At 55.6% G+C, this 24,349-nt stretch carries 19 protein-coding genes; 4 read left to right on the plus strand and 15 right to left on the minus strand.

The features are described 5' to 3' along the window. The first annotated feature begins 8 nt into the window (after positions 1-8). Both LC431_RS10430 and LC431_RS10435 read left to right on the plus strand, forming a co-directional pair. Positions 9-1,232 carry a M20 family metallopeptidase gene (locus LC431_RS10430; RefSeq protein WP_223509770.1) on the plus strand — a complete coding sequence of 408 codons (1,224 nt, stop codon included), beginning with the start codon at positions 9-11 and terminating at the stop codon, positions 1,230-1,232. A 17-nt stretch (positions 1,233-1,249) separates the two neighbouring features. Then, positions 1,250-2,365: a Xaa-Pro peptidase family protein gene (locus LC431_RS10435; RefSeq protein WP_223509772.1), complete on the plus strand. Its 1,116-nt coding sequence runs from the start codon at positions 1,250-1,252 to the stop codon at positions 2,363-2,365. Between the two features lie 585 nt (positions 2,366-2,950). On the opposite strand, the gene LC431_RS10440 is transcribed toward LC431_RS10435, so the two are convergent. The 15 genes from LC431_RS10440 to LC431_RS10510 all read right to left on the minus strand — a co-directional run bounded on the left by LC431_RS10440 (position 2,951) and on the right by LC431_RS10510 (position 21,076). Next, positions 2,951-4,039, minus strand: coding sequence for an iron-containing alcohol dehydrogenase family protein (locus tag LC431_RS10440; protein ID WP_013575721.1), 1,089 nt, complete (start codon positions 4,037-4,039; stop codon positions 2,951-2,953). Between the two features lie 64 nt (positions 4,040-4,103). Further along, entirely contained in the window at positions 4,104-4,958 is an 855-nt protein-coding gene (locus tag LC431_RS10445; protein WP_013575720.1) for a MurR/RpiR family transcriptional regulator, read from the minus strand. Positions 4,959-4,960: 2 nt separating this feature from the next. Then, positions 4,961-6,280: an MFS transporter gene (locus LC431_RS10450; RefSeq protein ID WP_013575719.1), complete on the minus strand. Its 1,320-nt coding sequence runs from the start codon at positions 6,278-6,280 to the stop codon at positions 4,961-4,963. Between the two features lie 192 nt (positions 6,281-6,472). Next, complete coding sequence (locus LC431_RS10455) at positions 6,473-6,811, minus strand: hypothetical protein (protein ID WP_013575718.1); 339 nt, start codon at positions 6,809-6,811, stop codon at positions 6,473-6,475. 105 nt (positions 6,812-6,916) lie between these two features. Then, entirely contained in the window at positions 6,917-7,681 is a 765-nt protein-coding gene (gene fhuF / locus LC431_RS10460; RefSeq protein ID WP_223509773.1) for a siderophore-iron reductase FhuF, read from the minus strand. Between the two features lie 132 nt (positions 7,682-7,813). Next, entirely contained in the window at positions 7,814-8,728 is a 915-nt protein-coding gene (locus tag LC431_RS10465) for a dihydrodipicolinate synthase family protein (protein WP_223509775.1), read from the minus strand. Between the two features lie 303 nt (positions 8,729-9,031). Continuing rightward, the gene (locus tag LC431_RS10470) at positions 9,032-10,639 is read right to left on the minus strand and encodes a gamma-glutamyltransferase family protein (protein WP_131637785.1); all 1,608 of its coding nucleotides are present in this window, start codon (positions 10,637-10,639) and stop codon (positions 9,032-9,034) included. A 30-nt stretch (positions 10,640-10,669) separates the two neighbouring features. Then, a complete protein-coding gene (locus LC431_RS10475; RefSeq protein ID WP_223509777.1) occupies positions 10,670-11,545 on the minus strand; it encodes an ABC transporter permease in 876 nt (291 codons plus the stop codon). Between the two features lies 1 nt (position 11,546). Continuing rightward, positions 11,547-12,491, minus strand: coding sequence for an ABC transporter permease (locus tag LC431_RS10480; protein WP_013575713.1), 945 nt, complete (start codon positions 12,489-12,491; stop codon positions 11,547-11,549). 17 nt (positions 12,492-12,508) lie between these two features. Then, complete coding sequence (locus tag LC431_RS10485) at positions 12,509-14,026, minus strand: ABC transporter substrate-binding protein (protein ID WP_223509778.1); 1,518 nt, start codon at positions 14,024-14,026, stop codon at positions 12,509-12,511. Next, the gene (locus tag LC431_RS10490) at positions 14,023-15,138 is read right to left on the minus strand and encodes an ABC transporter ATP-binding protein (RefSeq protein WP_153375711.1); all 1,116 of its coding nucleotides are present in this window, start codon (positions 15,136-15,138) and stop codon (positions 14,023-14,025) included. The genes LC431_RS10485 and LC431_RS10490 overlap by 4 nt, the downstream gene beginning before the upstream one ends. Beyond that, entirely contained in the window at positions 15,135-16,157 is a 1,023-nt protein-coding gene (locus tag LC431_RS10495; protein WP_223509780.1) for an ABC transporter ATP-binding protein, read from the minus strand. The genes LC431_RS10490 and LC431_RS10495 overlap by 4 nt, the downstream gene beginning before the upstream one ends. Then, positions 16,150-16,884, minus strand: a complete 735-nt coding sequence (locus tag LC431_RS10500) for a FadR/GntR family transcriptional regulator (protein WP_013575709.1) — start codon at positions 16,882-16,884, stop codon at positions 16,150-16,152. The genes LC431_RS10495 and LC431_RS10500 overlap by 8 nt, the downstream gene beginning before the upstream one ends. 654 nt (positions 16,885-17,538) lie before the next feature. Beyond that, entirely contained in the window at positions 17,539-19,623 is a 2,085-nt protein-coding gene (locus tag LC431_RS10505) for a bifunctional diguanylate cyclase/phosphodiesterase (RefSeq protein ID WP_013575708.1), read from the minus strand. Positions 19,624-20,047: 424 nt separating this feature from the next. Beyond that, positions 20,048-21,076, minus strand: a complete 1,029-nt coding sequence (locus LC431_RS10510; RefSeq protein WP_223509782.1) for a LacI family DNA-binding transcriptional regulator — start codon at positions 21,074-21,076, stop codon at positions 20,048-20,050. Between the two features lie 290 nt (positions 21,077-21,366). Here LC431_RS10510 and ascF point away from each other — a divergent pair, with 290 nt between their 5' ends. Continuing rightward, a complete protein-coding gene (gene ascF, locus LC431_RS10515; RefSeq protein WP_013575706.1) occupies positions 21,367-22,839 on the plus strand; it encodes a PTS cellobiose/arbutin/salicin transporter subunit IIBC in 1,473 nt (490 codons plus the stop codon). A 20-nt stretch (positions 22,840-22,859) separates the two neighbouring features. Beyond that, entirely contained in the window at positions 22,860-24,290 is a 1,431-nt protein-coding gene (locus LC431_RS10520; RefSeq protein WP_223509783.1) for a 6-phospho-beta-glucosidase, read from the plus strand. Positions 24,291-24,349 lie beyond the last annotated feature (59 nt).

Below are 24,349 nucleotides of genomic sequence, written 5' to 3' on the forward strand. Positions count from 1 at the left end.
GGTTACACATGAATTCTCAACAATTACTGGCCGCAGTTGATGATGACTATTGCCTGAATTTTCTGGCGCGTATGGTGCAGCACAAAAGTTACAGCCAGACAGACGGCGAGCGCAAACTGGCAGAATATATGGCCAGCCAGATGCAGATGCTCGGGCTGGAAACGCAACTGCAACCGGTGCCGGGCGAGCGTCTGAACGCTATCGGCACGCTTCGCGGAGAGGGCGGCGGCCACAGTTTGCTGTTCAACGGTCATCTCGATACCAACCCGGTGACCGAAGGCTGGACGGTCGATCCGTGGGAAGGAAAAATCGATGACGAATTCATTTACGGCATCGGTGTTTCCAACATGAAAGCAGGTGACGCGGCCTATTTCTGTGCGCTGAAAACGCTGATCGACAACGGTGTGAAACTTAAAGGCGACGTTATCCTGACGTATGTGGTCGGTGAATTGCAGGGCGGGATCGGCACCATTGCGGCCATCGAACAGGGCATCAAAGCCGATTATTTTATCAACTCAGAACCGACCGATGTGCAGGCGATGACCATGCATGCCGGGTCGCTGATGTTCACCATCGAACTGACCGGCGATACGCGCCATCTTTCGAAGCGCGAAGAAGCGGTCGATGCGATTCAGGCGGCCATCAGGTTAATCCCGCAAATCAATAACATCACTTTTACCGGCGCGGAAACGGACGATCACCGCAAAATTAACCGTGGCCATATCGGCACCATCCACGGCGCGCTGGGACGTGATTTAGAGGAATGGCGTCCGCCACAGGTCGCTGACTTCGTGCGCCTCAGCGGATCTGCGCGTTTTGCGCCGGGGCAATCGGTCGATACCGTGCTGGCCGATTTACAGGCGCTGCTCGATGACCTGTGCAGCGAATTTCCCGGCTTGCAGGCAGAACTGTTTGATGACGGTAAACGCCATCGCCCGACCATGCTGCCGTTCGAAGTATCGCCGGAATCGCCCATCGTTAAAGCGGTGAACCGTGCCTATCAGACGGTACGCGGTGAACAACAGCCCACCGGCGTTATTACGCCCCCGGCTTTTTATGGCACTGATGCCGCGCATTTCTACCAGATGCTGGGCATGGAAGGCGTGGTCTGCGGGCCGGGTGGCAAGTTCAACACCATGCCGGACGAGCGTGTTCACATTAAAGATTTCCTCGATACCGTGCGGGTTTACCTGCTGGCAATCCTCGAAATCTGTCAGCCGGTTGAAGCCTGATTGAAGAGGGGCAACAGATGTCGATGGCTGTGAATCTGGCGGCATTGAGCCGCCTGCGTGACGCCATGCGCATGGCGGATGCCGACGTTATGCTGGTCGACAGCGGTGAACTGCTGGCGTGGCTGACCGGTTTTACCGTATCGGAAACGATGTACCGCGCCTGTCTGGTGCCGCTGAGCGGCGAGCCGTGGATGGTGCTGCGCAAGCTTGATGAAGCGCCGTGTCGTCAGTTGAGCTGGCTGCGTGACATTGTCACTTATGATGACGCTGAGAACCCCTGGAAGTGTGTGGCGCAAAGCCTGATTTCACGCGGCTATCGCGACTGCCGTCTTGGCGCAGACACCCGTTCTTACGGCATGACGGCAGATACCTGGCAGCAGCTTTCCGAACATTTACCCGAAGCCGTCTGGCGGCCTGTGCCGGGTGTCAGCGACAGTCTGCGGCAGGTGAAATTTCCTTATGAGCTGGACCTCCTTCAGCAGGCGGCGCATATCGCGGATACCGCGTTTCTGACGCTGAAAGAGCAGGTAAACGCGGGCTGGCGTGTGCGGGACGTTGCCGCGCTGGCGGCACAGACTTTTCTTTCTGAAGGTGCTGATACCGGTGAAACCGGTCCGGTTGTCCGTTCCGCCGGAGACAGCGGTTTTCTGCATGCGCAGACGCATGAGGATATTATCCAGAACGGCGACATTCTGCATGTGGAACTGATCCCCAAGGTAAAACACTACAGCGCCCGCCTGATGCGCCCGTTTATCCCCGGCGGAATCAGTCCGGAGCAACACCACATCGCCCGCCAGCTTATCGCCCTGCAGGATGCGCAGATCGCCGCCATGAAACCGGGCGCGAAAGCCCGTGACGTCGATGCGATTTTACGCAACGCCGTGCTCGCCGCCGGGTTACGCGCTGATTACGGTAACGTCACCGGTTACGCGCTCGGGCTTTACACCCGTACGCCACGCCCGAGTGATTTTTCGCATTGCTTTACGCCAGCAGCAGACTGGAGGCTGGAGGAAAACATGGTGTTCCATATGTACACTTCGGCAGCCGGACTGGCGTTCAGCGAGACAGTCGTGGTGAGGCCGGAAGGCGGAATGAGGATGAGTCGTTTACCGAGGGAGGTGATTTTGATTTAAAAAGGGAGGGGGCGACCTAATTGCAAATTCAAATTCAAAACCTTGGGTTGCCACCCAAACTGGCCCAGAGGACGCGTAAGCGCGCGCCCTCTGGACTCCCGCGCTTTTTCACTACGCGCTGTCGCTAGACACTATGTTTCAGTTACCACGGAGACCGGCTGGAAATCTTGCCGCTTCGCGGTGCCTTCTCTCGGTCCTGGAGCCTTTGGTCTCCAGGCCGCTCCGTTCAGCAAGATTTCTGAATCGCCCGCACGATCTTAAATTCAAAGGCAGGAGTTTTTAGATTTCAACATCAGTCAGGTTGTGAATTAAGAGCCTGAGGCCGGTTCCAAAATACCGCCGGACGAGAGGTGGAAAACCGCGCATCTTTTTGCACGGGTTGTAACCCGATGGGAGGGAACCGCGCAGCGGCGGGATTTTGCGGCTATCACTGCGGCTTATGGAACATAGTCAGCGAGCGGAGCGCGCAGTGAAAGAGCCGGGGGGGGCTTGGGGGGCGGCGGCGATAAGCCGCCCCCCAAGTCGGTGTGGGCCGACGCCCACGACCTTGACCTGAAGGCCAGTTTGCACAGCATGCGCAAAAAACTAATTAATTTTTGCCCCGAGCCTCTCCACTCTTTCAATCCCTCTTCTGACATCTTCAAAGGTAATATCCATGGGCATGTTCGCCATATCCGGCGTGCTCAGACTGCGGTCAATAATCACGGCCAGATCCTGCTCCGTCAGCCCTGTCGCGATATGCGCTAACTGTGTTGGTATGGCACTGTCGCGGGCCAGGGCGATGGCGGTCAGCAACTCATCGTCGCTGCGGTTTTCCAGTGCCAGCAGGCACAGGTTGCTGTAACCGACCAGTAAACCATGAGGGATGTGGCGGGTTTTCGGGCAGGCGGTGAAACCTTCGTATAACGCATGGGAAGCGCCGGTGTGTGCGCCGTTGCTCATGACTGAGGTCAGTCCGGCGTAGAGGAAAATGGCATCGAGCACCTGTTCGAGGGCGTTGTTGGCTTTGCCGTCATGCACCGCAAAACAGGCGTCGGCGGCGAAATGTTCGATCAGGGTGTAACACAATTCACTGTTGGTTCTGGCGACACCTGCCAGGCCGGTAAGCTGATTCAGGTCGCTGATGGCACGATATTCATACCATTTTGCCAGCGTATCGCCGATGCCCGCTGAGAGCCATTGCAGCGGGGCGGTGGCCAGTAAATCAGCGTCGATCACCACCGCAGCGGGGCCACAGGGTAACGGCATCATGTCACGGAATTCACCATCCTGATGATAACGGAACGCCAGCGAGGTCACCGCCGAACAGGTGCCCGCAATGCTCGGCAGTGTCACCACCGGAATATTGCACGCCACGCCTGCCGCTTTGGCGGTATCCAGCGCTTTTCCGCCACCGGTGGCGATAATCACTTCCACCCCTTGCGTGCGGAACACGTCTGCCAGCCGGTTGATTTCCTCCTGACAACACACGCCGTTGAAGATTTCACTGCCAAGATAACTGACCATCTGCTGCTCGAGCTGATCCGCGACTTTCTCCTCGACGCTGGCAATGGCGCGTTTACCGCCCACTAACATTGCCCGCTGGCCTAAGCGTCCGCACATCGCGCCCAGATGCTTAATGGCGCCGCGCCCGCGCAGTACGCTGGCAGGAAATACCAAACGATGGGTGAACATGCATGCCCTCATAAACTCAGGTGTTTTATGAAGTATAGAAGGCGCGCAGCAGAGCGTAAGAATATCAGCGGCGGCGCTGACGCACGACGTCGTGGGTTTTGCGCAAGGCGTCGCGCGCACCCGGCAGACGCTGCGCGACACCGATAAACAGACAGTCGATGATCAACAACTGGCTGGTCCGGCTGGCCATCGCCGCGGCACGAAAACCCATTTCGCGGCTGCTGGTTCGTAACACGATATCGGCCTTGCGGGCGAGGGCGGCTCGGCCATTGGCGGTGATCGCCAGCGTTGTTGCCCCCGCGGCTTTAGCCTGTGTAAGCGCTTCAATGACATCTGCCGTCTGGCCGGAGTGGGAAATCGCCAGCGCGGCATCTGCATTTGTTAACTGACAGGCGCTTACCAGACTTTCGTCGGTGCTGCCAAAAGTCTGGGCGACAACGCCGATGCGCCGCAGTTTCTGGCAGAAATCCTGAGCAACCAGCGCTGAGGCACCGGTGCCGTAAATATCAATCCGGCGTGCCTGTGAAAGGATGCTGACCGCCTGTTCCAGCGTTGCTGCGCTGAGGAGCTGCGTGGTCTCGGTCGCGCCTTTGACCTCGAATTCCAGCAGCTTTTGCAGGATCTGCTTGGGCGAATCATTGTCGCCGATATCCGCCGCCAGGGGCATCTCGATGGGCATCGGACTGGAGGTTTCTGCGGCCAACGCCAGCCGCAGCGCCGGATAGCCGGTAAACCCCAGCCGTTTGCTGGTGCGTACCACCGTGGCGGTGCTGGTTTCAGCGTATTTTGCCAGTTCCGTCACGCCCATTTTCGCCACACCCAGCGGATTGAGCCTGATAATGGTGATGATGCGTTTTTCCGCCGGAGAAAAACTGCCCTGTAATGCGTTCAGACGTGACTGCAGGTCACTGCCATTCATGCTTATTCCTCCAGTTCACGTAAATGATCGTCTTTTCGTAACGTCATCAGCGCAAACAGGCTGACCACGCAGGTGGCGACCACGTAATACGCCGGAATATCCAGATTGCCGGTCTCTTTAATCAGACCGGTTATGATCAAACCGGCACAGCCGGAGAACACGGCGTTCGACAATGAATAGGATAATCCCAGACCGGTATAACGCACGCGGGTCGGGAACATTTCCGCCAGCATCGCCGGGCCGGGACCGGCAATCATGCCAATTGTTGCCCCGGCAATCAGCACTGCAATGCCTTTCACCAGCAGACTGCTTTCAGGGTTTTGCAGCAAATGCAGCAACGGAAAACTCAGCACGATGACGGCAAATACGGCAATCATCATCACTTTTTTACGGCCGATTTTATCGCTCAGCCAGCCGGAAGGCAGAATAGCCAGCGCGAAACCGACGTTCGCCAGCACGGTGGCCACCAGTGCCTGTAAAAACGTGGCGTGCAGGGAGGTTTGCAGATAAGACGGCATCACCACCAGGAAGGTATAACCGCCCGCCGACCAGCCCATCATGCGGCCAATCCCCAGCGCAATAGCTTTGGCGGTGGCGACAGCAGAGGCTTTTTCAGCGGCTGTTTTTTGCGCTTTCGGTTCGGCCTTTTTACTGGCAACAAAGTTAGGTGTTTCATCGAGTTTCAGGCGCAGATACAGCGCCACCAGCCCCATCGGCAGCGCCAGCAGGAACGGAATACGCCATCCCCAGTCTTTCATTTGTGCTTCGGGAAGGGTCTGAACCAGCAACGCGACCAGCGCCACGCCGGTCAGCAAACCCAGCGAAACGGTAAACGACTGCCACGCGCCGTAAATACCGCGTTTGCCTTTCGGTGCGAATTCGGTCATCAGGGAGACCGCGCCACCGAATTCACCACCCGCAAACAAGCCCTGGAACATGCGCATCAGTGTCAGTAACAGCGGCGCGGCTACACCAATCTGCGCATACGTCGGCAGTAAACCAATGATCGCTGTGGCGAGTGTCATCAGCAGAACGACGGCGATCAGTGTCGGCTTGCGGCCAATGCGGTCGCCGATGCGACCAAAAATGATCGCACCAATGGGACGACAGAAAAACGCCAGCGCGAACGACGCATACGTCAGAAGTAACCCGGTCAGGCCGGTCTGGCCTTCCAGCGTGAAAAAGTTACCGGCGATCAGCGTCGCCAGATAACCGTAAACGCCGAATTCATACCATTCGATAAAATTACCGACCGAACCGGCGACGAGCGCGCGGCGTGACTGGCTGGCGGTAGCAGGGGAAATCTGTCCGGTGCGGGTCATCATTAACCTCTTCAGGAAAAGAACATTGTTATAAGAATAGGATGTAAATAATTTTCTAAATTCTGGTGATTATTATGTCAATAATTTTCATGTATTGAACAAAATTAAAGCGGGAAGTGTGGGGTCAGGCAGGTTTTTTGGCATAAAAAAGGCTGCGCCTCGAAAGGAGCAGCCTGTTTAAAAGCGGGGCAGTTACAGCGTGTGGATGTCGATACCGTCACCGATATTACTTTTCTGGTAGTAAGCCCGCGGGACTTCTACCTGATACTGTTTGTCAGCGTAAGCGACTTCCAGAATAAAACGTTCGTTTTCGTAAGATTCCACCGGAATAAACCCGAAGAATCCTTCCGTGACGCTGATCGTCCGGGAAGACGGAATAGCGTAACGATGAACAATCCTTGCTCTGAGCGGTTCTTGCTTGCCAGTTAACGTATTCCATACGCGGTTAACGGGTTGCGCCAGAGAATCAATCACCTCTGAGGCCAGCGAGTTAAGAGCGGAGGGCCAGCTCTTCGGTGTTTTCATAGTCATGATAAATACCTCGTTGGTCTATATAACCCAATTCTTATAATTATCCGCGGCTAAGATCCAATCATTTTTTACGCTAAGTTTATTCAGGTTTTGTAAGTGTTTGATTTATCCGGCGACGGTTTTGCGTCTTTTGCCGGATTTACGTTCTGCTAGCAATAACGGGCAGGAAGGGCACATGGCGTGGTCTTCCAGATCGTAGCGCAGACAGCATTGCTTGCGGTATTGCGGACTGTCGGGGTCTGAGGGATCTTCCGCGCGCAGCGGCTGAAATAACGGGTTTTTGCCGCCATAACGCAGCTCGCGCGATTCCATCAGCCGCATACCGTCCGAGATATCGGCATTGACCAGCTCTGCCTGTTTGACGCCCCAGCCGACGCGGATTGCCGCGTTGCTCCAGTAAATGCCCGGCTTTAAACCGGAGAATTCTGCCAGCGCTTCGCAAACCGGACGCAATTGCTGTTCGATCATCACATCGAAACGCGCCATCGGTTCAGCGGATGTCAGCGCTTCGCCTTCGCCGTCGAGATAAATTTGCGCAGGTAAGCCTTCTTCCTGCATGCACAGATAGACATTTTCAGCGGCGATAGGCAGTTGCCAGCCGTGACGCAGAGAGACGATCACCCAGCTCGGCAGCAGGGTGGCGAAATACCATTGTGACCACATCGAGATCCGCGCACGGCGTGTGTCGCACTTTGCGGCATCGGCGGCATTGGCATCCAGATAGCGTTTGAGCACGCTGGCGCAACCTTCGGCAGTGGTCAGCAGTGACATCGGCACCGCATTGGTCACCAGCGGTGTCATCGGTTTGAAAGTCTCTGCAACCCAGCTGACCGGCGTTTCGCGGAAACTGTCGAGGAGTGTTTGCATCATCAGGTTATGAAAGTCATTCGGCTTGGTAAATCATGGGAATAGAGTAACGAATATTAAAGCGGAATAGTAATGATTTCGATTTAGATTGAGGGTTTTTGCCTCCCGCAGTGAAGGGGAGGCGCAGAGGAAACGTTAGCCGACGACACTGACGCCCGCTTGTTTCAAAATATCACGCACAATCTTTTGTTTGTCATTGCTCAGCGGCAGCGCCGGTTTGAGTGAATACACCGGCATTTCACTGATGACTTGTGAAATGGCGTATTTGATGACGTTGTAGATCGGCGTATCCAGCGTGTACAGCGGAGGCAGGAAGGATAACCGTTGTTGCAGTTCTACTGCAGTGGCGAAATCTTTCTCTTTAAAGGCGCGGTAAATTCCGCAGGTGAGTTGCGGGGCGAAGTTGGCGCTGGCGGGGATCGCGCCGTCGCCGCCGAGGATCAGCGTGCCGAACAGATATTCGTCATAACCGGAGAACACGGCGAAATCAGGGCGCTCAGGTTTCACGGTCTGTATCGTTTCGCGAATGTGATTGAGGCTGTCCACGGTATCTTTCAGGCCGACAATGTTCGGGCATTCCAGCGCCAGACGTTTGATCAGGCTGACGGGCAACGGCTGACCCGTCAGTCCCGGATAGTTGTACATGATCACCGGCAAACCCGCGCCTTCAGCAATCGTGCGGTAATGCAGATACAGCGCTTCTTCAGTTATCGGGTTGTAATAAGGATTCACCACCACCACGCCGTCCGCTCCGATACTTTTAGCGTGTTGCGCGAAGGCCAGCGTTTCTGCCGTACCCGGATGCGCTACGCCGATCAAAACGGGCACGCGCCCGGCAACATGCCTGGTGCAAAACTCAGCCACTTCATGACGCAGCGCCTGAGACATATGCGCGAATTCCCCTGCGCTGCCGAGGAAAAACAGGCCGTTCACGCCGCCTTCAATCGTAAAATCAATCAGACGCGCCATCCCCTGACGGTCAAGCTGCTCATTCTCATTCAGGATCGTTGCGACAGGGGGGATCACGCCATGAAACAGTGGACGGCTCATACATTCGTTCTCCATATGAAAGTGGAAAGTACTCAACACCCCATTTATAGAACGCTGTTTCAAATTTTTATAGCGATGGGATCGAATTACATGGATTTAGCGAAGATTTGGAAGGGAAGTCACAAAGGCGGGGGTAACTCCCTCCCCTGCGAAGGGGAGGGTTGGGGTGGGGTATTAAGGTCAAAAACTGATGTTAAGGTTTGTTTAAACAGGGTGTTAGCCCTTAAAACCCCCTCCCGGCCTCCCCCTTCGCAGGGGGAGGAGCAGGGCAAAACCCGCTCGCGGTGCAGAGTGAAACCCGACCTACATCACCAGTGCCTGACCATCTTTGCGGGATTCGGTGCCTGCCAGATAACCGCCTGCCGGATTGGTGACAATCACCTGCGCGCCACCAAACGAGTGGCCGCCGAGCGGGTCTTCCACGATCAGTTCGTGGCCCATTGCGCGCAGCGCTGCCAGCGTGTTGTGATTGAAGGTGGATTCAATCGCCACCTGACGCCCGCCGTTGATCCGCCAGCGCGGCGCATCGATGGCGGCCTGCGGATTTTGTTTATACAGCATCACGCGCAACGCCAGTTGCAGATGTCCCTGTGCCTGCATCGGACCGCCCATCAGGCCGAACGACATCAGCGGTTTGCCCGCCGCATCCTGCGCAAAGGCCGGAATAATGGTGTGCAGCGTGCGTTTGTTTGGTGCGACGCAGTTGGCGTGCGCCGTGTCGAGCGTAAATCCGCAGCCACGGTTTTGCATACTCAGACCGGTGCCAGGCACCACGACGCCGGAACCGAAGCCCATGTAGTTCGACTGAATGAAAGACACCATCATGCCGCTGGAATCTGCCGTCGTCAGATACACGGTGCCACCCGGACGCGGTGCACCGTAAGTCACGTCGCTGGCTTTGCTGCGGTCAATGAGTTTTGCCCGCTCTGCCAGATAATCATCGTTCAGGAACAGTTGCGGATCGAAGAACATATGGTCGCTGTCGGTGACGTGCTGGTCCAGATCCGCCAGTGCCAGTTTCATCGCTTCAATACATAAATGCGTGGTTTCCACCGAATCCACCGGCTGGCTGCCGATATTCAGCTTGTCGAGAATGCCCAGTGCAATCAGCGTGGCGATACCCTGACCGTTCGGCGGCAACTCATGAACCGAGCCACCGGCAAACGACTGCTGCAGGGTTTCCACCCAGTCGGCCTGGTGATTCGCCAGGTCGTCCAGCGTCATTGCGCCGCCGTGGGCCTGACTGTGCGCCACTATTTTTTCCGCCAGTTCGCCGCGATAAAATGCTTCGCCTTCGGTTCTGGCGATCAGTTCAAGTGAGTCAGCCAGTGCCGGATTACGGAAGATTTCACCGATTTTCGGCGCACGACCTTCGGGCGCGAAACACTCCATGAAGCCCGGCTGGTTATGCAGTTTTTTCACCGCGATTTCCCACAGGCGGCCAATCAGCGGCGATACCGGAAAACCGTTACGGGCATAATCAATCGCCGGTTGTGCCAGCGTGGTCAGCGGCAGGGTACCGAAGCGTTTTGCCAGCGCCACCCAGCCGGAGACTGCACCCGGCACGGTAACCGCATCCCAGCCGTAGGTCGGTACGGCATCTAACCCTTTGTCCGCGAAATACTCCGGCGTCCACGCTGCCGGTGAACGGCCTGAAGCGTTGAGTCCGTGGGCTTTTTTGCCGTCCCAGACGATCGCGAATGCGTCACTGCCTGCGCCGTTGCCGCTCGGCTCAAGGACGGTGAGTGCGATGGCAGTGGCGATAGCGGCATCGGCAGCATTACCGCCCAACATCAGCATTTTCATGCCTGCCTGAGCCGCCAGCGGCTGCGAGGCACAGACCGCATTGGCACCCATCATGGTCGGACGCAGGGTCGGATAAGCCACATTAAAATCGTAATTCTCAGACATGTATTCTTCCTTAAAAAAGCTGCAAACGGTTTATTCAGAACGCGGGTCGAGCGCATCACGCAGCCCGTCACCCAGCAAATTGAAACCCTGTACGGTGAGGAAAATCGCCAGACCGGGGAAAATTGACATCCACGGCGACTGCTCAAGGAAGCTGCGCGCGGTGTTAAGCATCGTGCCGCACGAGGCGTCCGGCGGTTGCTGGCCGAGGCCGAGAAACGACAGGCTGGCTTCGGTGATAATCGCTGAAGCAATCGCCAGGGTCGCCTGCACCAGAATGGGCGACAGCACATTCGGCAGCACATAACGCCAGAGGATCCAGCGGTCGGGCAGACCAATCGCCCGCGCCCCTTCAATGTATTCCTCGTTGCGGATACTCATCACCTGCGCACGCGTCAGGCGGGCGAAAATCGGCATGGCGGAAAGCCCGATGGCGATCATTGCATTACCCAGACTTGGGCCGAGAAAAGCACCCAGCGCAATCGCCAGCACCAGAAACGGACACGACAGCAGCGCTTCGACCACGCGGGAGATAATGCTGTCCATCCAGCCCTGCCAGAAACCGGCGATAAGGCCGAGCGGCACACCAATCACAATCGCGATAATGACTGATACACAGCCGGCCATCAGCGAGGTACGTGCCCCCCAGAACAGGCGCGATAAAATGTCGCGGCCCAGTTCATCGGTGCCCAGCCAGTGCAGGGCGGAAGGCGCTTTGCGTACCGCCATGAAATCGGCTTTGATCGGATCAAACGGCGAAATCCACGGGGCGAGCAACGCCAGCAAGGCGAAGGTGATGACCAGCACCGCGCCAGTCACTGCGCTTTTATTGCGCAGAAATTTGCTGAGTACGCGGTTTGGCTCGCGGGCAGGGAGTGACGTTGTCACGGAAATCACAGAAACGCTCATCTCAGGCTCTCCGCATGCGTGGGTTGACCAGAACGTACAGCACGTCGGCCAGCAGGTTCATCAGCAGAAAACCGACGGCGACCACCATCACCACGCCCTGAACCACGGCGTAATCGCGGTTAAACACTGAATCGACAATCATTTTGCCAAAGCCCGGAATGGTGAAAACCTGCTCGCTGAGCACCGCGCCGCCCAGCAGTTCGCCGAACAGCAAGGTGGTCAGGGTGATAATCGGCACCAGCGCATTACGCAGCGCGTGTTTCATGATCACTTTTTTCGGCAGCAGCCCTTTGGCGCGGGCGGTACGGATGTAATCCGCCTTGAGAACCGCAATCATCGCCGCACGAGTATGGCGCATCAGGGTGGCAGAAAGGCCGGTACCGAGCACCGCCGCAGGCAGCAGCATGGTTTTCAGGTTTTGCAGCGGATCTTCTGAGAACGGCACGTAACCTGACGCAGGAAGCCAGTGCAGTTTCACTGAGAACAACATAATCAGCAGCACACCCAGCCAGAAATGGGGGATCGAAATCCCCGACAGCGCCAGAAAATTGGTGCCGTTATCTATCCAGGTGCCTTTGTTCACCGCCGCCAGCACGCCCATGGTGATGCCGATAATCAGCGCCACAATCATCGCCAGCAGCGACAGTTCCAGCGTCACCGGCAGTTTGCTGGCGATCAGCTGCAATACCGGTTCCTGCGTGCGCAGCGACGTACCGAAATCGCCGCGCAGCGCGTTGCCGACCCAGTGGAAATACTGGCTGGGGATCGGGTCATTCAGATGATATTGCTCGCGTAACTGCGCAATCACTGCCGGATCCCGCTCCTCGCCCGCCATCGCGGTGATCGGGTCGCCCGGCAGTAATTTCTGCAACGAGAACACCATCAGCGTGACCAGAAACAACGTCGGTATGGCTGAAATCAGCCGTTTCACCACCAGTTCTAACATTGTCTTTCCTCAGGCAATTACTTGTTCAGCGCCAGACCCTGCAGCCGGATCAGCCCGTCGGCGTAAGGTACGAAACCGGTCACTTTTTTACTCATGCCGAAAATGCGCGGTTCGAAGTACAGATACACCAGCGGATCGTCGAGGTTTTCCTGCACCACAATCTGCTTGTAGAGGGCTTTACGCTTCTCCACATCGCTGGTCAGACGCGCTTCCTGCAACCACTGATCGACCTGCGGATTGCTGTATTTGCCGTCGTTCAGGCCGCCTTTGGTATTGAGGAACGAGAAGATATTGCCGTCCGGATCCGGGCGCCCTGACCAGCCGGACATGCTCATTTTGAATTCGCCGCGTTGCTGGCGATCGAGCAGCGTGGCGTATTCGGTCATTTGCAGATTCAGGTTGATGCCTGCTTCGCTGACCATCGCCTGCAATACCTGCGCAACCTGCTGAGAAGTCGGGTTGTTGGCGACCAGGAAATCAATTGTCAGCGGTGTTTTCACCCCGGCGGCGGCCAGCAGCGCTTTGGCTTTCCCGATGTCACGTTTTGGCACCGGAATGTCGGCGTGATAAGGGCTGGCAGGCGAGAAGGCTTGATTCGCCGGCGTGTACTGCCCCTGGAACACCACCTGATTCAAAGCGTCGCGGTCAATCGCCAGCGACAGTGCCTGACGCACACGGGCATCTTTCGCCAGCGGCGTATTGGTATTGGCGGTGCCGTTGGCGATATTGATCGTCAGCCCCATGTAACCAAGGCCGGTGGTACTGGCCAGTTGCAGATTACTGTCGGCTTTCACCGTTGCGGTGTCGCTGGCGGCAATGCCTTCGGTGATGTCTAAATCGCCCGCCCGCAGGTTGGCCAGGCGAACCGACGCATCCGGAATAGGCAGGAACACCACTTTATCGAAGTGATACGCACCTTTGTTCCAGTAATTTTCAAAACGCTTAAGCACGATGCGGTCCTGCTGAACGCGGCTGACAAACTCGTACGGGCCGGAACAGACCGGATGCGCCGCCACATTGCCTTTGGCCGTCGCTTCCGGCGCCATCATGGTGCCCGCGCGGTCAGTCAGTTGCATCAGCAACGCGGCGTCTGCGGTTTTCAGATGGAAAACCACGGTGTACGGCGCGGTGACTTCCACGGATTCAATGGAAGAAAGCTCACTTTTGCGCAAAGAACCCGGCAGCGTCAGGTAACGTTCGATATTGTATTTCACCGACTGCGCATCAAATTTCTCGCCATCATGGAAGGTCACGCCTTCGCGCAGATGCAGGGTCAGCGTTTTGCCCTCGTCGCTGTACGCCCAGTCTTTCGCCAGACCCGGCACGATTTTAAGATGCTGATCGACATCCACCAGACGCTCACACATGGCGCTGAACACGAAACGCCCGTAATAGGTGCGCGCCGTGGCCGGATCCAGCATGTCAGGATCGCTGCCAAGGCCGATGCGCAGGGTGCTTTCCGCATGGGCGAGGCCCGCAGACGTCAGCAACATTAAGGCGGGAATGCAGGCAGTTAAGCGGGGTGCAAATCTCATGGTCGGGTTCCCTGGGTTGAGGTTGGAGTGGAAAGTGAAAGCCGGGACTGGCTCGCTTGTTCAAACAGCGCACGCCGTAAGGTAAAAGCGGCGGACGGCGGCGGAACCAGCACCGAGGTGCGGTCCCGTTGCAGTTCGCTCCAGCGGTGGCAGGCCACCATGCGGTTGTCACTGACGGTTTCAAGTGGCGGTTCCACCAGACGACATTCGTCGGTGGCGAACGCGCAGCGGGTATGGAAACGGCAGCCGGTGGGCATATTGGCCGGATTGGGCATATCGCCCTGTAACATCGGCACCGGACGTTTTACACCGGGTGTGAGCAGCGGCGCGGAGGCAATCAGCGCCTGGGTATACGGATGCAGCGGCTGATCAAAAATGTCATCGGTGCGGGCCAGTTCCACGATTTGCCCGAGGTACATCACCGCCACACGGTCGCTCATATGGCGGATCACCGCCAGACCGTGCGCGACCACAATCATCGTCAGACCAAACTGTTGTTTCAGGCTTTCCAGCAGATTCACCACCTGCGCCTGCACTGACACATCCAGCGCCGACACCGGTTCATCCCCCAGCAGCAGTTTCGGCGAGGACGCCAGTGCGCGGGCGATACCGATGCGCTGGCGCTGACCGCCGGAAAACTCATGCGGATAGCGGTTGCTGAATGCGGCGGGCAGGCCGACCGTGGTCAGCAGTTCGCGCACTTTTTCCTGTCTGTCTGCTTTACCACTGACAATGTTGTGCAGCCACAGCGGTTCGCCGACGATTTCTTCCACGGTCATGCGCGGGTTGAGTGAGGCAAACGGATCCTGAAAGATGATTTGCAGGTCGCGGCGCAGCTTTTTCATCTGTTCAGCCGAAAACTGTTTCAGGTTTTCGCCTTCATAAAACACGTCACCGTCGGAGGCGCTGAGCAACTGCAATAACAGGCGACCCAGGGTTGACTTCCCTGAGCCGGATTCGCCGACAATCGCCAGCGTTTCGCCATGCCAGACGCGCAAAGACACACGATCTACCGCCTGCACGATTTTCGGTTTGCTGAATAGTGACGATGGCCCTTTAAAGACTTTGCTCAGCGCGGCGGCTTCCAGAATGGGGCGGGGAGTGAGGCTCATGCGCAGGCTCCTTCGGCGGATAACACGAAATAGTTTTCCAGCGGCGCAAAGAAACAGGCGACGTGGTGCGGCGACTGATTCAGGGCGCGCAATGGCGGACGCTCCTGGTGGCAGCGTTCGGTGGCGAACGGGCAGCGTGTCGAGAAGCGGCAGCCCTGCGGCATGTCTTTCGGTAACGGCACGGCACCGGGAATGGTGGACAGCGCGCCCTGACGCGGAGCCAGCGACGGCATCGACCCCATCAGCCCGATGGTGTAAGGATGCTGCGGATTATTGAAAATATCGGCCACCAGACCCTGTTCGACGATCTGCCCGGCGTACATCACCGCCACACTGTCGGCGACTTCCGCCACCACACCCAGGTCGTGGGTGATCAGCAATAATGCGCTGCCGGTTTCCTGCTGAATACGGTTGAGCAGGGCGAGGATTTGCGCCTGAATGGTGACGTCCAGCGCGGTGGTCGGTTCGTCGGCAATCAGCAACTGCGGACGGTTGATCAGCGCCATGGCAATCATCACCCGCTGGCGCATACCGCCGGAAAGCTGGTGCGGATAAGCCTCCATCCGCAGTTCCGGCGCAGGAATCTGCACCTTTTTCAGGATTTCCAGCGCCTGTTCGCGGGCCGGTTTTTTGCCGACACCCTGATGACGCATCACCGCTTCGGCAAGCTGATCGCCCAGTGTCAGCGCCGGATTGAGTGATGTCATTGGCTCCTGAAAAATCATCGCCAGTTCCTGACCGCGCAGGTCGGCGTACTGACGCTCAGATAGCCCGAGCAGCGAGGTATCATTGAGCCGGATATCGCCCTGCAACACTTTGGCGCTGGCGGGCAATAACCCCATCAGCGCCAGCGACGTCACGCTTTTGCCGCAACCTGATTCGCCCACCAGCGCCAGCGTTTTTCCGGCTTCCAGTTGTAAGGAAATACCGTCGAGCACGGTCGCGGGAGAACCGGAAAATTGCACCCTCAGGTCGTTAATGTGTAACAGCGGCCTGACGGGTCCGGCGGGGTCAGTCATCAGTAAAATCCTCGTCATCATCATGCAGGGTTGAAAGAAATGCCTGTTGCAGCGCCAGAAGGTGCTCGCGCATGACTTTCGCGGCTTCTTTCGGCTGGCGTGCGGCGATGTGTTCTACGATACGTTCATGGTGATCGTCGTAACGGTTCAGGCGCTCCTGATTGCGTGCCGCGTTGCGCACCGCCAGCCAGCTCGGGTCACGGCGGATGGCGTCGACGGCATCAAACAGACCTAGCAACAACCGGTTACCCGCGGCATCGGCAATAGCGCGGTGAAAGGCGCTGTCCCACAGCTCAATCTGATCCGGATCACCGCGCGACATCGTTTTCACTTTGTCCAGTAAACGGCGCATCAGCTGGATTTGTTCCGGCGTAGCGCGCAGTGCGGCGTATTTCGCCAGCCCCGGTTCGATTTGCAGACGGGCTTCCATCACTTCCTGCAAGTTGGATTGTTTCGGTAACGCCTGCAGGCTCAGCGGCTGGGCAGGGCCATTCGGCCCGATAAACGTGCCTTTCCCCTGCTTGCGCCACACGCGACCTTCTTCTTCCAGCACATCCAGCGCCCGGCGGATTTCACGGCGGCCGACATCAAACATTTGCATCAGATCACGCTCCGCTGGCAGTGGCTGTGTCTGATCCGGATGCTGTTGTATCAGCTGGCGTAGCTGTTCCAGCGCTGAATTCGATGTGCCGTTAGAAGGGGGTAGCGCCCCGGAGTGCGTTGTCATATGTCAGTTTCCCGCTGGGAATTAAATCGTTAATCAGTCCTTTGCATTTTCTGAACCAATTTTGTAATGGTTCATGAAAAAGTTTTGCAAACAGGAGAATTTGTTTTTAATTTCAAAAGACTAAAATTTACGCACTTTAGTCAGAGGATCGTTTTAATTTTTTATAAGATATTGATATTCATCTTATATGCACAAGTGTAGTGCGTTAAATTAATGTTAACGGATCGTAATGGTGCGTGATTTTGCGGGATGAGAAGCCGGTCAAATAAATGGAATAAGTTGGCTAATGGTTCGCTATTTCGTTGCTTTACCAAAGAAGGAAAGGGTCGGGCGGGGTATTAAGGAATAATTCGCAAGCCGGAGCGGACACGGGCAGTGGTTTCGTCTGCAAGTTTGTGAGTAATGGTGAAGTTTTCGCAGGGGAGCCAGAGAATTCAGTTCAGCTCCCTCCCCTGCGAAGGGGAGGGTTGGGGTGGGGTATTAATGCAAAATCAGATAGTTAAAGTGTACTTTGACCGGGTGTTAACCCTTAAAACTCCCTCCCAGCCTCCCCCTTCGCAGGGGGAGGAGCTAAAACAATCGTCAGAAATAACAGGCTTATATACCGCTGTTCCCCCGATCATCCCCGGCACAAACCGTGTTTAATACCTATCATCAGAGAGGTGCGAACCCGGTTAGTCGTGACTCTGAGGGTTGAGGGCGCCCGAAGAAATACCCCTGGAACAACGTACAACCTTCTTCTTTCAGACGCCGGAACTGCTCGTCGGTTTCCACACCTTCTGCCGTGGTCTGAATGTCCAGACTGCGGCTCATGCCGGTGATGGCACGGATAATTGCCAGTGCTTCGCGGCTGTCGTGCATGTCGTTAATGAATGACCGGTCTATTTTGATTTTATCGAACGGGAAAGACCGCAGATAACTCAGCGACGAATACCCGGTGCCGAAATCGTCCAGCGCAATCCGCACACCCAGCGATTTCAGTTTCCGCAATGTGCTGATATTGCCAAGCGTGTTATCGAGCAATACCGATTCCGTGATTTCCACTTCCAGACGTGACGGATCCAGCCCTGAGGCTTCCAGCGCTGATTCCACCACCGACAGCAGCCCGCTGTTTTTGAACTGAATCGGTGAAAGGTTAACGGCAACCGTCTGACTGCCTTTCCAGCTTGCGGCTTCGCGGCAGGCTTCGTGCAACGCAAATGAGCCAAGACTGTGGATCAGCCCCGTTTCTTCGGCAATCGGAATGAAATCGACCGGCATGATCAGCCCGTTTTCCGGATGATGCCAGCGCATGAGCGCCTCGTAACCCATTACGGCATCGTGGCGGGCATCAGTGATCGGCTGGTAGTAAAGACGCAACTGATTACAGGTAATGGCGTCGCGTAAGTCCATTTCGACCACCCGGCGTTTGCGCGCGGCGGCATCCATCTCAAGTCGGAAATCTTCATAACGGTTGCGGCCGTTACGTTTGGCTTCATACAGCGCCATGTCCGCACAACGCAGCAATTGATCGGGGGTGTTTTCCGTCGAACCGGCGAGCGCAATCCCGATGCTCAGGCCGACGGATAACGAATGGCCATCGATAATGACTGGCGGACGTACTGATTCAATCAGGCGTTTGGAAATCTGGTGCGCGGCAGAAATGTCTTTCAGCCCCGGCAGCACCACGGCAAATTCGTCACCGCCGATGCGTGCCAGCGTGTCGTCATCGCGCAGCGTCATGCGCAGACGTTTGGCTATCGCGCGCAGCAGTTCGTCACCAACCTGATGGCCGAGCGCGTCATTGACGTTCTTGAAGTTATCGAGATCCAGACACAGCGTGGCGGTGTGGCTGTGAGTATAGCTGTCGCGCTGCAAGGCTTCACTGAGACGCTGGCTGAACAGAATGCGGTTCGGCAGACTGGTGAGATTGTCGTGATGCGCCATGTGGTGAATACGGGCGTGGGCGGCCTGTTGGTCCGTCACGTCATCAGCAATCATCATCACGTAGCTGGTCTGAGGATCGTGCCCGCGGATCACCGAACTGGTGGTCTGCAACGTCCGGTCGCCAATAGCCGTCAGTAATTGCTGCTCGCTGCGGTGCAGGCCTTCTGCGCGCAAACATTCATCCGATTGCTTATTAATAAAGGTGCTCAGTCCGATGCCCATACAATCCTGCGGGCGTTTACCGAGCATTTTGTCGCGGGGAATCCCCAGCAGACGCTCTGCCTGGCGGTTGACCAGCAGAATTTCGCGCGAGACGGCATTCTCGACAATCACCGAGGACGGGATATTGGCGATCACGGTATTGAGGAAATGTGACAGGGATGAGAGCTGCTCGCTGTTGGATTCGGCCAGTTCTTTGGCCTGCAACAGGGCCTTTTCCGTTTCACGACGCTCCGTGACATCACGGGTGATTTTGGCAAATCCGATGATTTCCCCGGCTTCGCGCAAGGCTTCAATAATAATGTGCGCCCAGAAGCGCGAGCCATCTTTACGCTGTCGCCAGCCTTCGGATTCGTAACGGCCAGTGGAACGCGCCGTTTCCAGCCCGCGTTGCGGCCAGCCGTTTTGTCTGTCTTCTTCGGTGTAAAAACAGGAAAAGTGCTTACCGACAACTTCTTCAGGCGTATAACCTTTCGCCCGCTGCGCACCGGCATTCCAGTTCGCAATATGGCCATCGGGAGTCAGCATATAAATCGCATAGTCTTCTACGCGCTGAACCAGCAATCGATAAAGTACATCAGAATCTTCACTCATATTTTTTGCCTGATAGCTGGCCGTCTCTGCACGGGGTCCGTCCAAATCAGAGTCCGGCTAAATAGTGCGCCTGTTCCCGACGCATTTTTGCTGTGATGTGCCCGTGAAACGTTAGCATAAGAAAATTCTTACTTCGCCAAATTTTGCTTCTAACGTGCTTAAATTTAAGCGTATTTAGCAAAAAGATCGGCCTTAAGTGAAATCTGTTATTTGGGTTTTAACTAACGGGAGTGTTATCGGCAGGGAAGTTCGGGGCTTTAATAAAAAGGCACATAATGTTCATGCGTTACAAGCAGTTAATCAGCATGTAAAAAAGCCGCAACAATGTGCGGCTGAGTCTTTGGCGCTTAAAGATGCTCAGGATTGAAACAACAATCAGGATAAAGCTGAATCCGCTGTGTTTAACGGATAATTTAAACTGCGTTTAGGGAAAACTGATGGAGGCGCAGGGGCCGTTAATCACCGAATCCCGCAAAATAAGTTCAGACACAAACTTATTCTGTTCGGACAAATAACCGCCATCGAGCATGGAAATAATCTGACTGATGACTTCACTGACCATATCGCTGACCGGATCTTTCACGCTTGATAATGCCGGAATAAGAAACGGCGCGGTCGGGATATTATCAAACCCGATCACCGAAACCTGTGCGGGTACGGCAATACCGGCTTCGTTCAGTTTTTTCATCGCGCCGATCGCCATTTCATCGTTACTGGCGAGAATTGCGCTGAAAGTCTGACCGGTCATCAGCAGGGTTTCCACGGCGGCAGCACCGCTGGCTGGCGACCATTTTCCCTGCGCAATCAGCGATTCCCTGACCGGCAATCCGGCTGCGGCGAGCGCCTCTTTATAACCCGAAAGACGTTCTATTGCCGTCGGGGAATCCAGGGAACCGGTGATAAACGCAATATTATGGTGACCGTGTTCAATCAGGGTCTGTGTGGCATTAAAACCGGAACCTTTGTGGTCGCAGTAAATACAATGGCTCTGATGTTTGCGCAATTTACGGTTAACCACCATCACCGGTTTTTTATATTTATCGATGATCTCATCCATTTCATCAACGGATAAAAAGCGCGGATAAATAATAATGCCGTCGCAGCGTAAATCATGCAGAAACTGAATGGCTTCCCGTTCTTCTTCGGCGCTGTGTTTGCCATCGACCAGGATCAACTGACGGCCATTGGCGTCGAGTTTTTTTGCCGCCTGAGAAATTAACTCACTGAAATAATTGCCGTTGTACAGCGTGTTGGTCACCACCAGGCCAATGCACATCGACTTGCTGGTCGCCAGATTGCGCGCCAGTAAATTTGGCCGGTATCCCGCTTCGTCAATGGCTTTAAATACCTGATCTTTCGTTTCCTGGCTCACATAACCTTTACCGGAAAGTACACGGGAAACGGTGGCTTTGGAGACGCCCGCTTTATTAGCCACTTCCTGCATTGTCGACATCAGGGCTTCCTGAAAGTGAAAAATGATGCGTCATTCTACACATTTCAGCCGTTTTACGATGTTTTTGGCATAACAGAACGACAGTGAGAGATCGTCATCACAAAAATAAAACAACGTTGCATTTTTTTATTGAAGTTACAGAGGGAACTGCACATTCTCGTATGAAACCGGTTACCTATCGTTTCACAGCCTTTCATAAAAAAAGCATAACGTTCATAAAAAGTGGTTTCACAGGAGCCAGGGCTTCTGAAAAACATTCATAACCCTATGAATCTGAGAGAGTTGTACACATGTCTAAAAATTTTGCAGCAATATCACAGTCGATTGTGGATGCCATCGGCGGCGCACAGAACGTTGCGGCAGTGACACACTGCATGACGCGCCTGCGCTTTGTGCTGAATGACGAATCTGTTGTTGATGCCGCCACACTGAAAGCCATTACCGGCGTGATGGGCGTGGTGCGCAACGAAAAACAGTGCCAGGTGATCATCGGTAATAACGTTTCTCAGGCGTACGCTGAAGTGCTGAAACTGCTGCCGGAAGGCTTCTCAGCCAGTGACGACAGCGCTGCACCGGCGAAAAATAAAATCACCCTGAAACGTATTGGCTCCGGCATTCTTGATGCGCTGATCGGCACCATGTCGCCGCTGATCCCGGCCATTATCGGTGGTTCAATGGTGAAACTGCTGGCGATGATCCTGGATATGACCGGCGTGTTCGACAAGGGCGCTTCCACGCTGGTGATCCTCAATACCATCGGCGACGGTGCGTTCTTCTTCCTGCCGGTGATGGTGGCGGCGTCGGCAGCGGTGAAATTTAAAACCAATATGTCGCTGGCGATTGCGATTGCCGGGATCCTTGTCCATCCGGCATTTATCGATTTAATGGCGAAAGCGGCACAGGGGCAGAAAGTCGAATTTATTGGCATTTCCGTCACGGCGGTGAAATACACCTACACCGTTATTCCGGCGCTATGCATGACCTGGCTGCTGTCTTACATTGAAAAATGGGTCGATCGCATTACACCGGTTGTCACTAAAAACTTCCTCAAACCGATGCTGATTATGCTGATTGCCGCACCGATCGCCATCATGCTGATTGGTCCGCTGGGCATCTGGATCGGTACCGGGATTTCAGCGGTGGTGTATACCGTTCACAGTTATCTGGGCTGGCTTTCTGTCGCCATTATGGGCGCGGCCTGGCCGCTGCTGGTGATGACCGGCATGCACCGCGTATTCACGCCAACCATTATTCAGACCATCGCGGAAACCGGCAAAGAGGGCATGGTGATGCCGTCCGAAATTGGCGCGAACCTGTCACTGGGCGGTTCTTCACTGGCGGTCGCGTGGCGTACCAAAAACCCGGAACTGCGTCAGACTGCGCTGGCCGCAGCGGCTTCAGCGATTGTCGCCGGGATTTCCGAACCCGCCTTGTACGGCGTGGCGCTGCGGCTGAAACGTCCGCTGATCGCCTGCTTAATCAGCGGCTTTATTTGCGGTGGCGTGGCGGGATTAGGCGGACTCGCCAGCCATTCGATGGCGTCGCCGGGGCTGTTTACCAGCGTGCAGTTCTTCGACCCGTCGAATCCGATGAGCATTGTCTGGGTGGTGGGCGTGATGGTCCTCGCGGTGGTGATCTCCTTCTTCACTACCTTGCTGCTCGGATTTGAAGATATTCCGGTGGAAACCGTGGCGCCAAAAAATACAGCGCCGGAATCAACGGCTTCCGCCTCCTTTGCGGTTTCGCAAAGCGCAGTTAAATAAATTAAAGGAGAGGATTTTACATGTCAGCATCAGCATTTCCTGAAGGTTTTTTATGGGGCGGCGCGATTGCCGCAAACCAGGCCGAAGGCGGCAGTTTCGAAGGAGGCAAAGGGCTGACCACGGTAGATATGATCCCGCATGGCGCGCACCGTCTGGCGGTAAAAACCGGTCAGGAAAAACGTTTCTCCCTGAAAGACGACGAGTTTTATCCGGCGCATCAGGCGATTGATTTCTACCATCGGTACAAAGAAGACATCGCGCTGATGGCAGAAATGGGCTTTACCGTGTTCCGTACCTCAATTGCCTGGAGCCGTCTTTATCCGAACGGTGATGAGCTGGTGCCGAACGAGGAAGGTATCGCGTTTTACCGCGACGTATTTGCAGAATGCAAAAAGTACGGCATCGAACCGCTGGTGACGCTGTGCCATTTTGATGTGCCGATGCATCTGGTCATCGAATACGGCTCGTGGCGTAACCGCAAAATGGTGGAGTTTTTCGCCCGCTATGCGCGTACCTGTTTTGAAGCGTTCGACGGGCTGGTGAAATACTGGCTGACCTTCAACGAAATTAACATCCTGCTGCACAGCCCGTTCTCCGGTGCCGGTTTAGTCTTTGAAGAGGGCGAAAATCAGGAGCAGGTGAAATATCAGGCGGCGCACCATGAGCTGGTGGCCAGTGCTTTAGCGACAAAAATTGCCCATGAAGTGAACCCGGAGAATCAGGTCGGCTGTATGCTGGCTGGCGGGAATTTCTATCCGCAAACCTGTAAACCGGCTGATGTCTGGGCGGCCCTGCAAAAAGACCGCGAGAACCTGTTCTTCATCGATGTGCAGGCGCGTGGCGAATATCCGTCATATACCCGCCGCGTCTTTGCCGAAAAGGGCGTTAACGTCGTGACTGAGCCGGGCGATGACGACATCCTGAAAAACACCGTCGATTTTGTCTCGTTCAGTTACTACGCGTCGCGTTGTGCGTCAGCAGACATGAACGACAACAACAGCAGCGCGGCGAATATTGTTAAATCGCTGAAAAACCCGTACATCGAGGCCAGCGAATGGGGCTGGGGCATCGATCCGCTCGGTCTGCGCATCACCATGAACATGATGTACGACCGCTATCAGAAGCCGTTATTTCTGGTCGAAAACGGCCTCGGCGCGAAAGATGAAATCAACGCGCAGGGCGAAATCAACGACGATTACCGCATCAGCTATCTGCGCGAGCATATCCGTGCGATGGGCGAAGCGATCACCGATGGCGTTCCGCTGATCGGCTACACCTCATGGGGGTGTATCGATCTTGTCTCCGCCTCGACCGGTGAAATGAGCAAGCGCTACGGCTTCGTTTATGTCGACCGCGACGATGCCGGTAATGGCACGCTGGAAAGAAAGAGAAAGAAATCGTTCTGGTGGTACAAGAAAGTGATTGCCAGTAACGGGGGGGATCTGGGCTAATGCCGTAACGGGGAATATCCGCAGACCGGGTATTCCCCGTTACCGGAAGGTATTAATTA

Origin of the sequence: Rahnella sp. GSA61A (assembly GCF_019969905.1) — a bacterium.
GTDB lineage: Bacteria > Pseudomonadota > Gammaproteobacteria > Enterobacterales > Enterobacteriaceae > Rahnella > Rahnella aceris.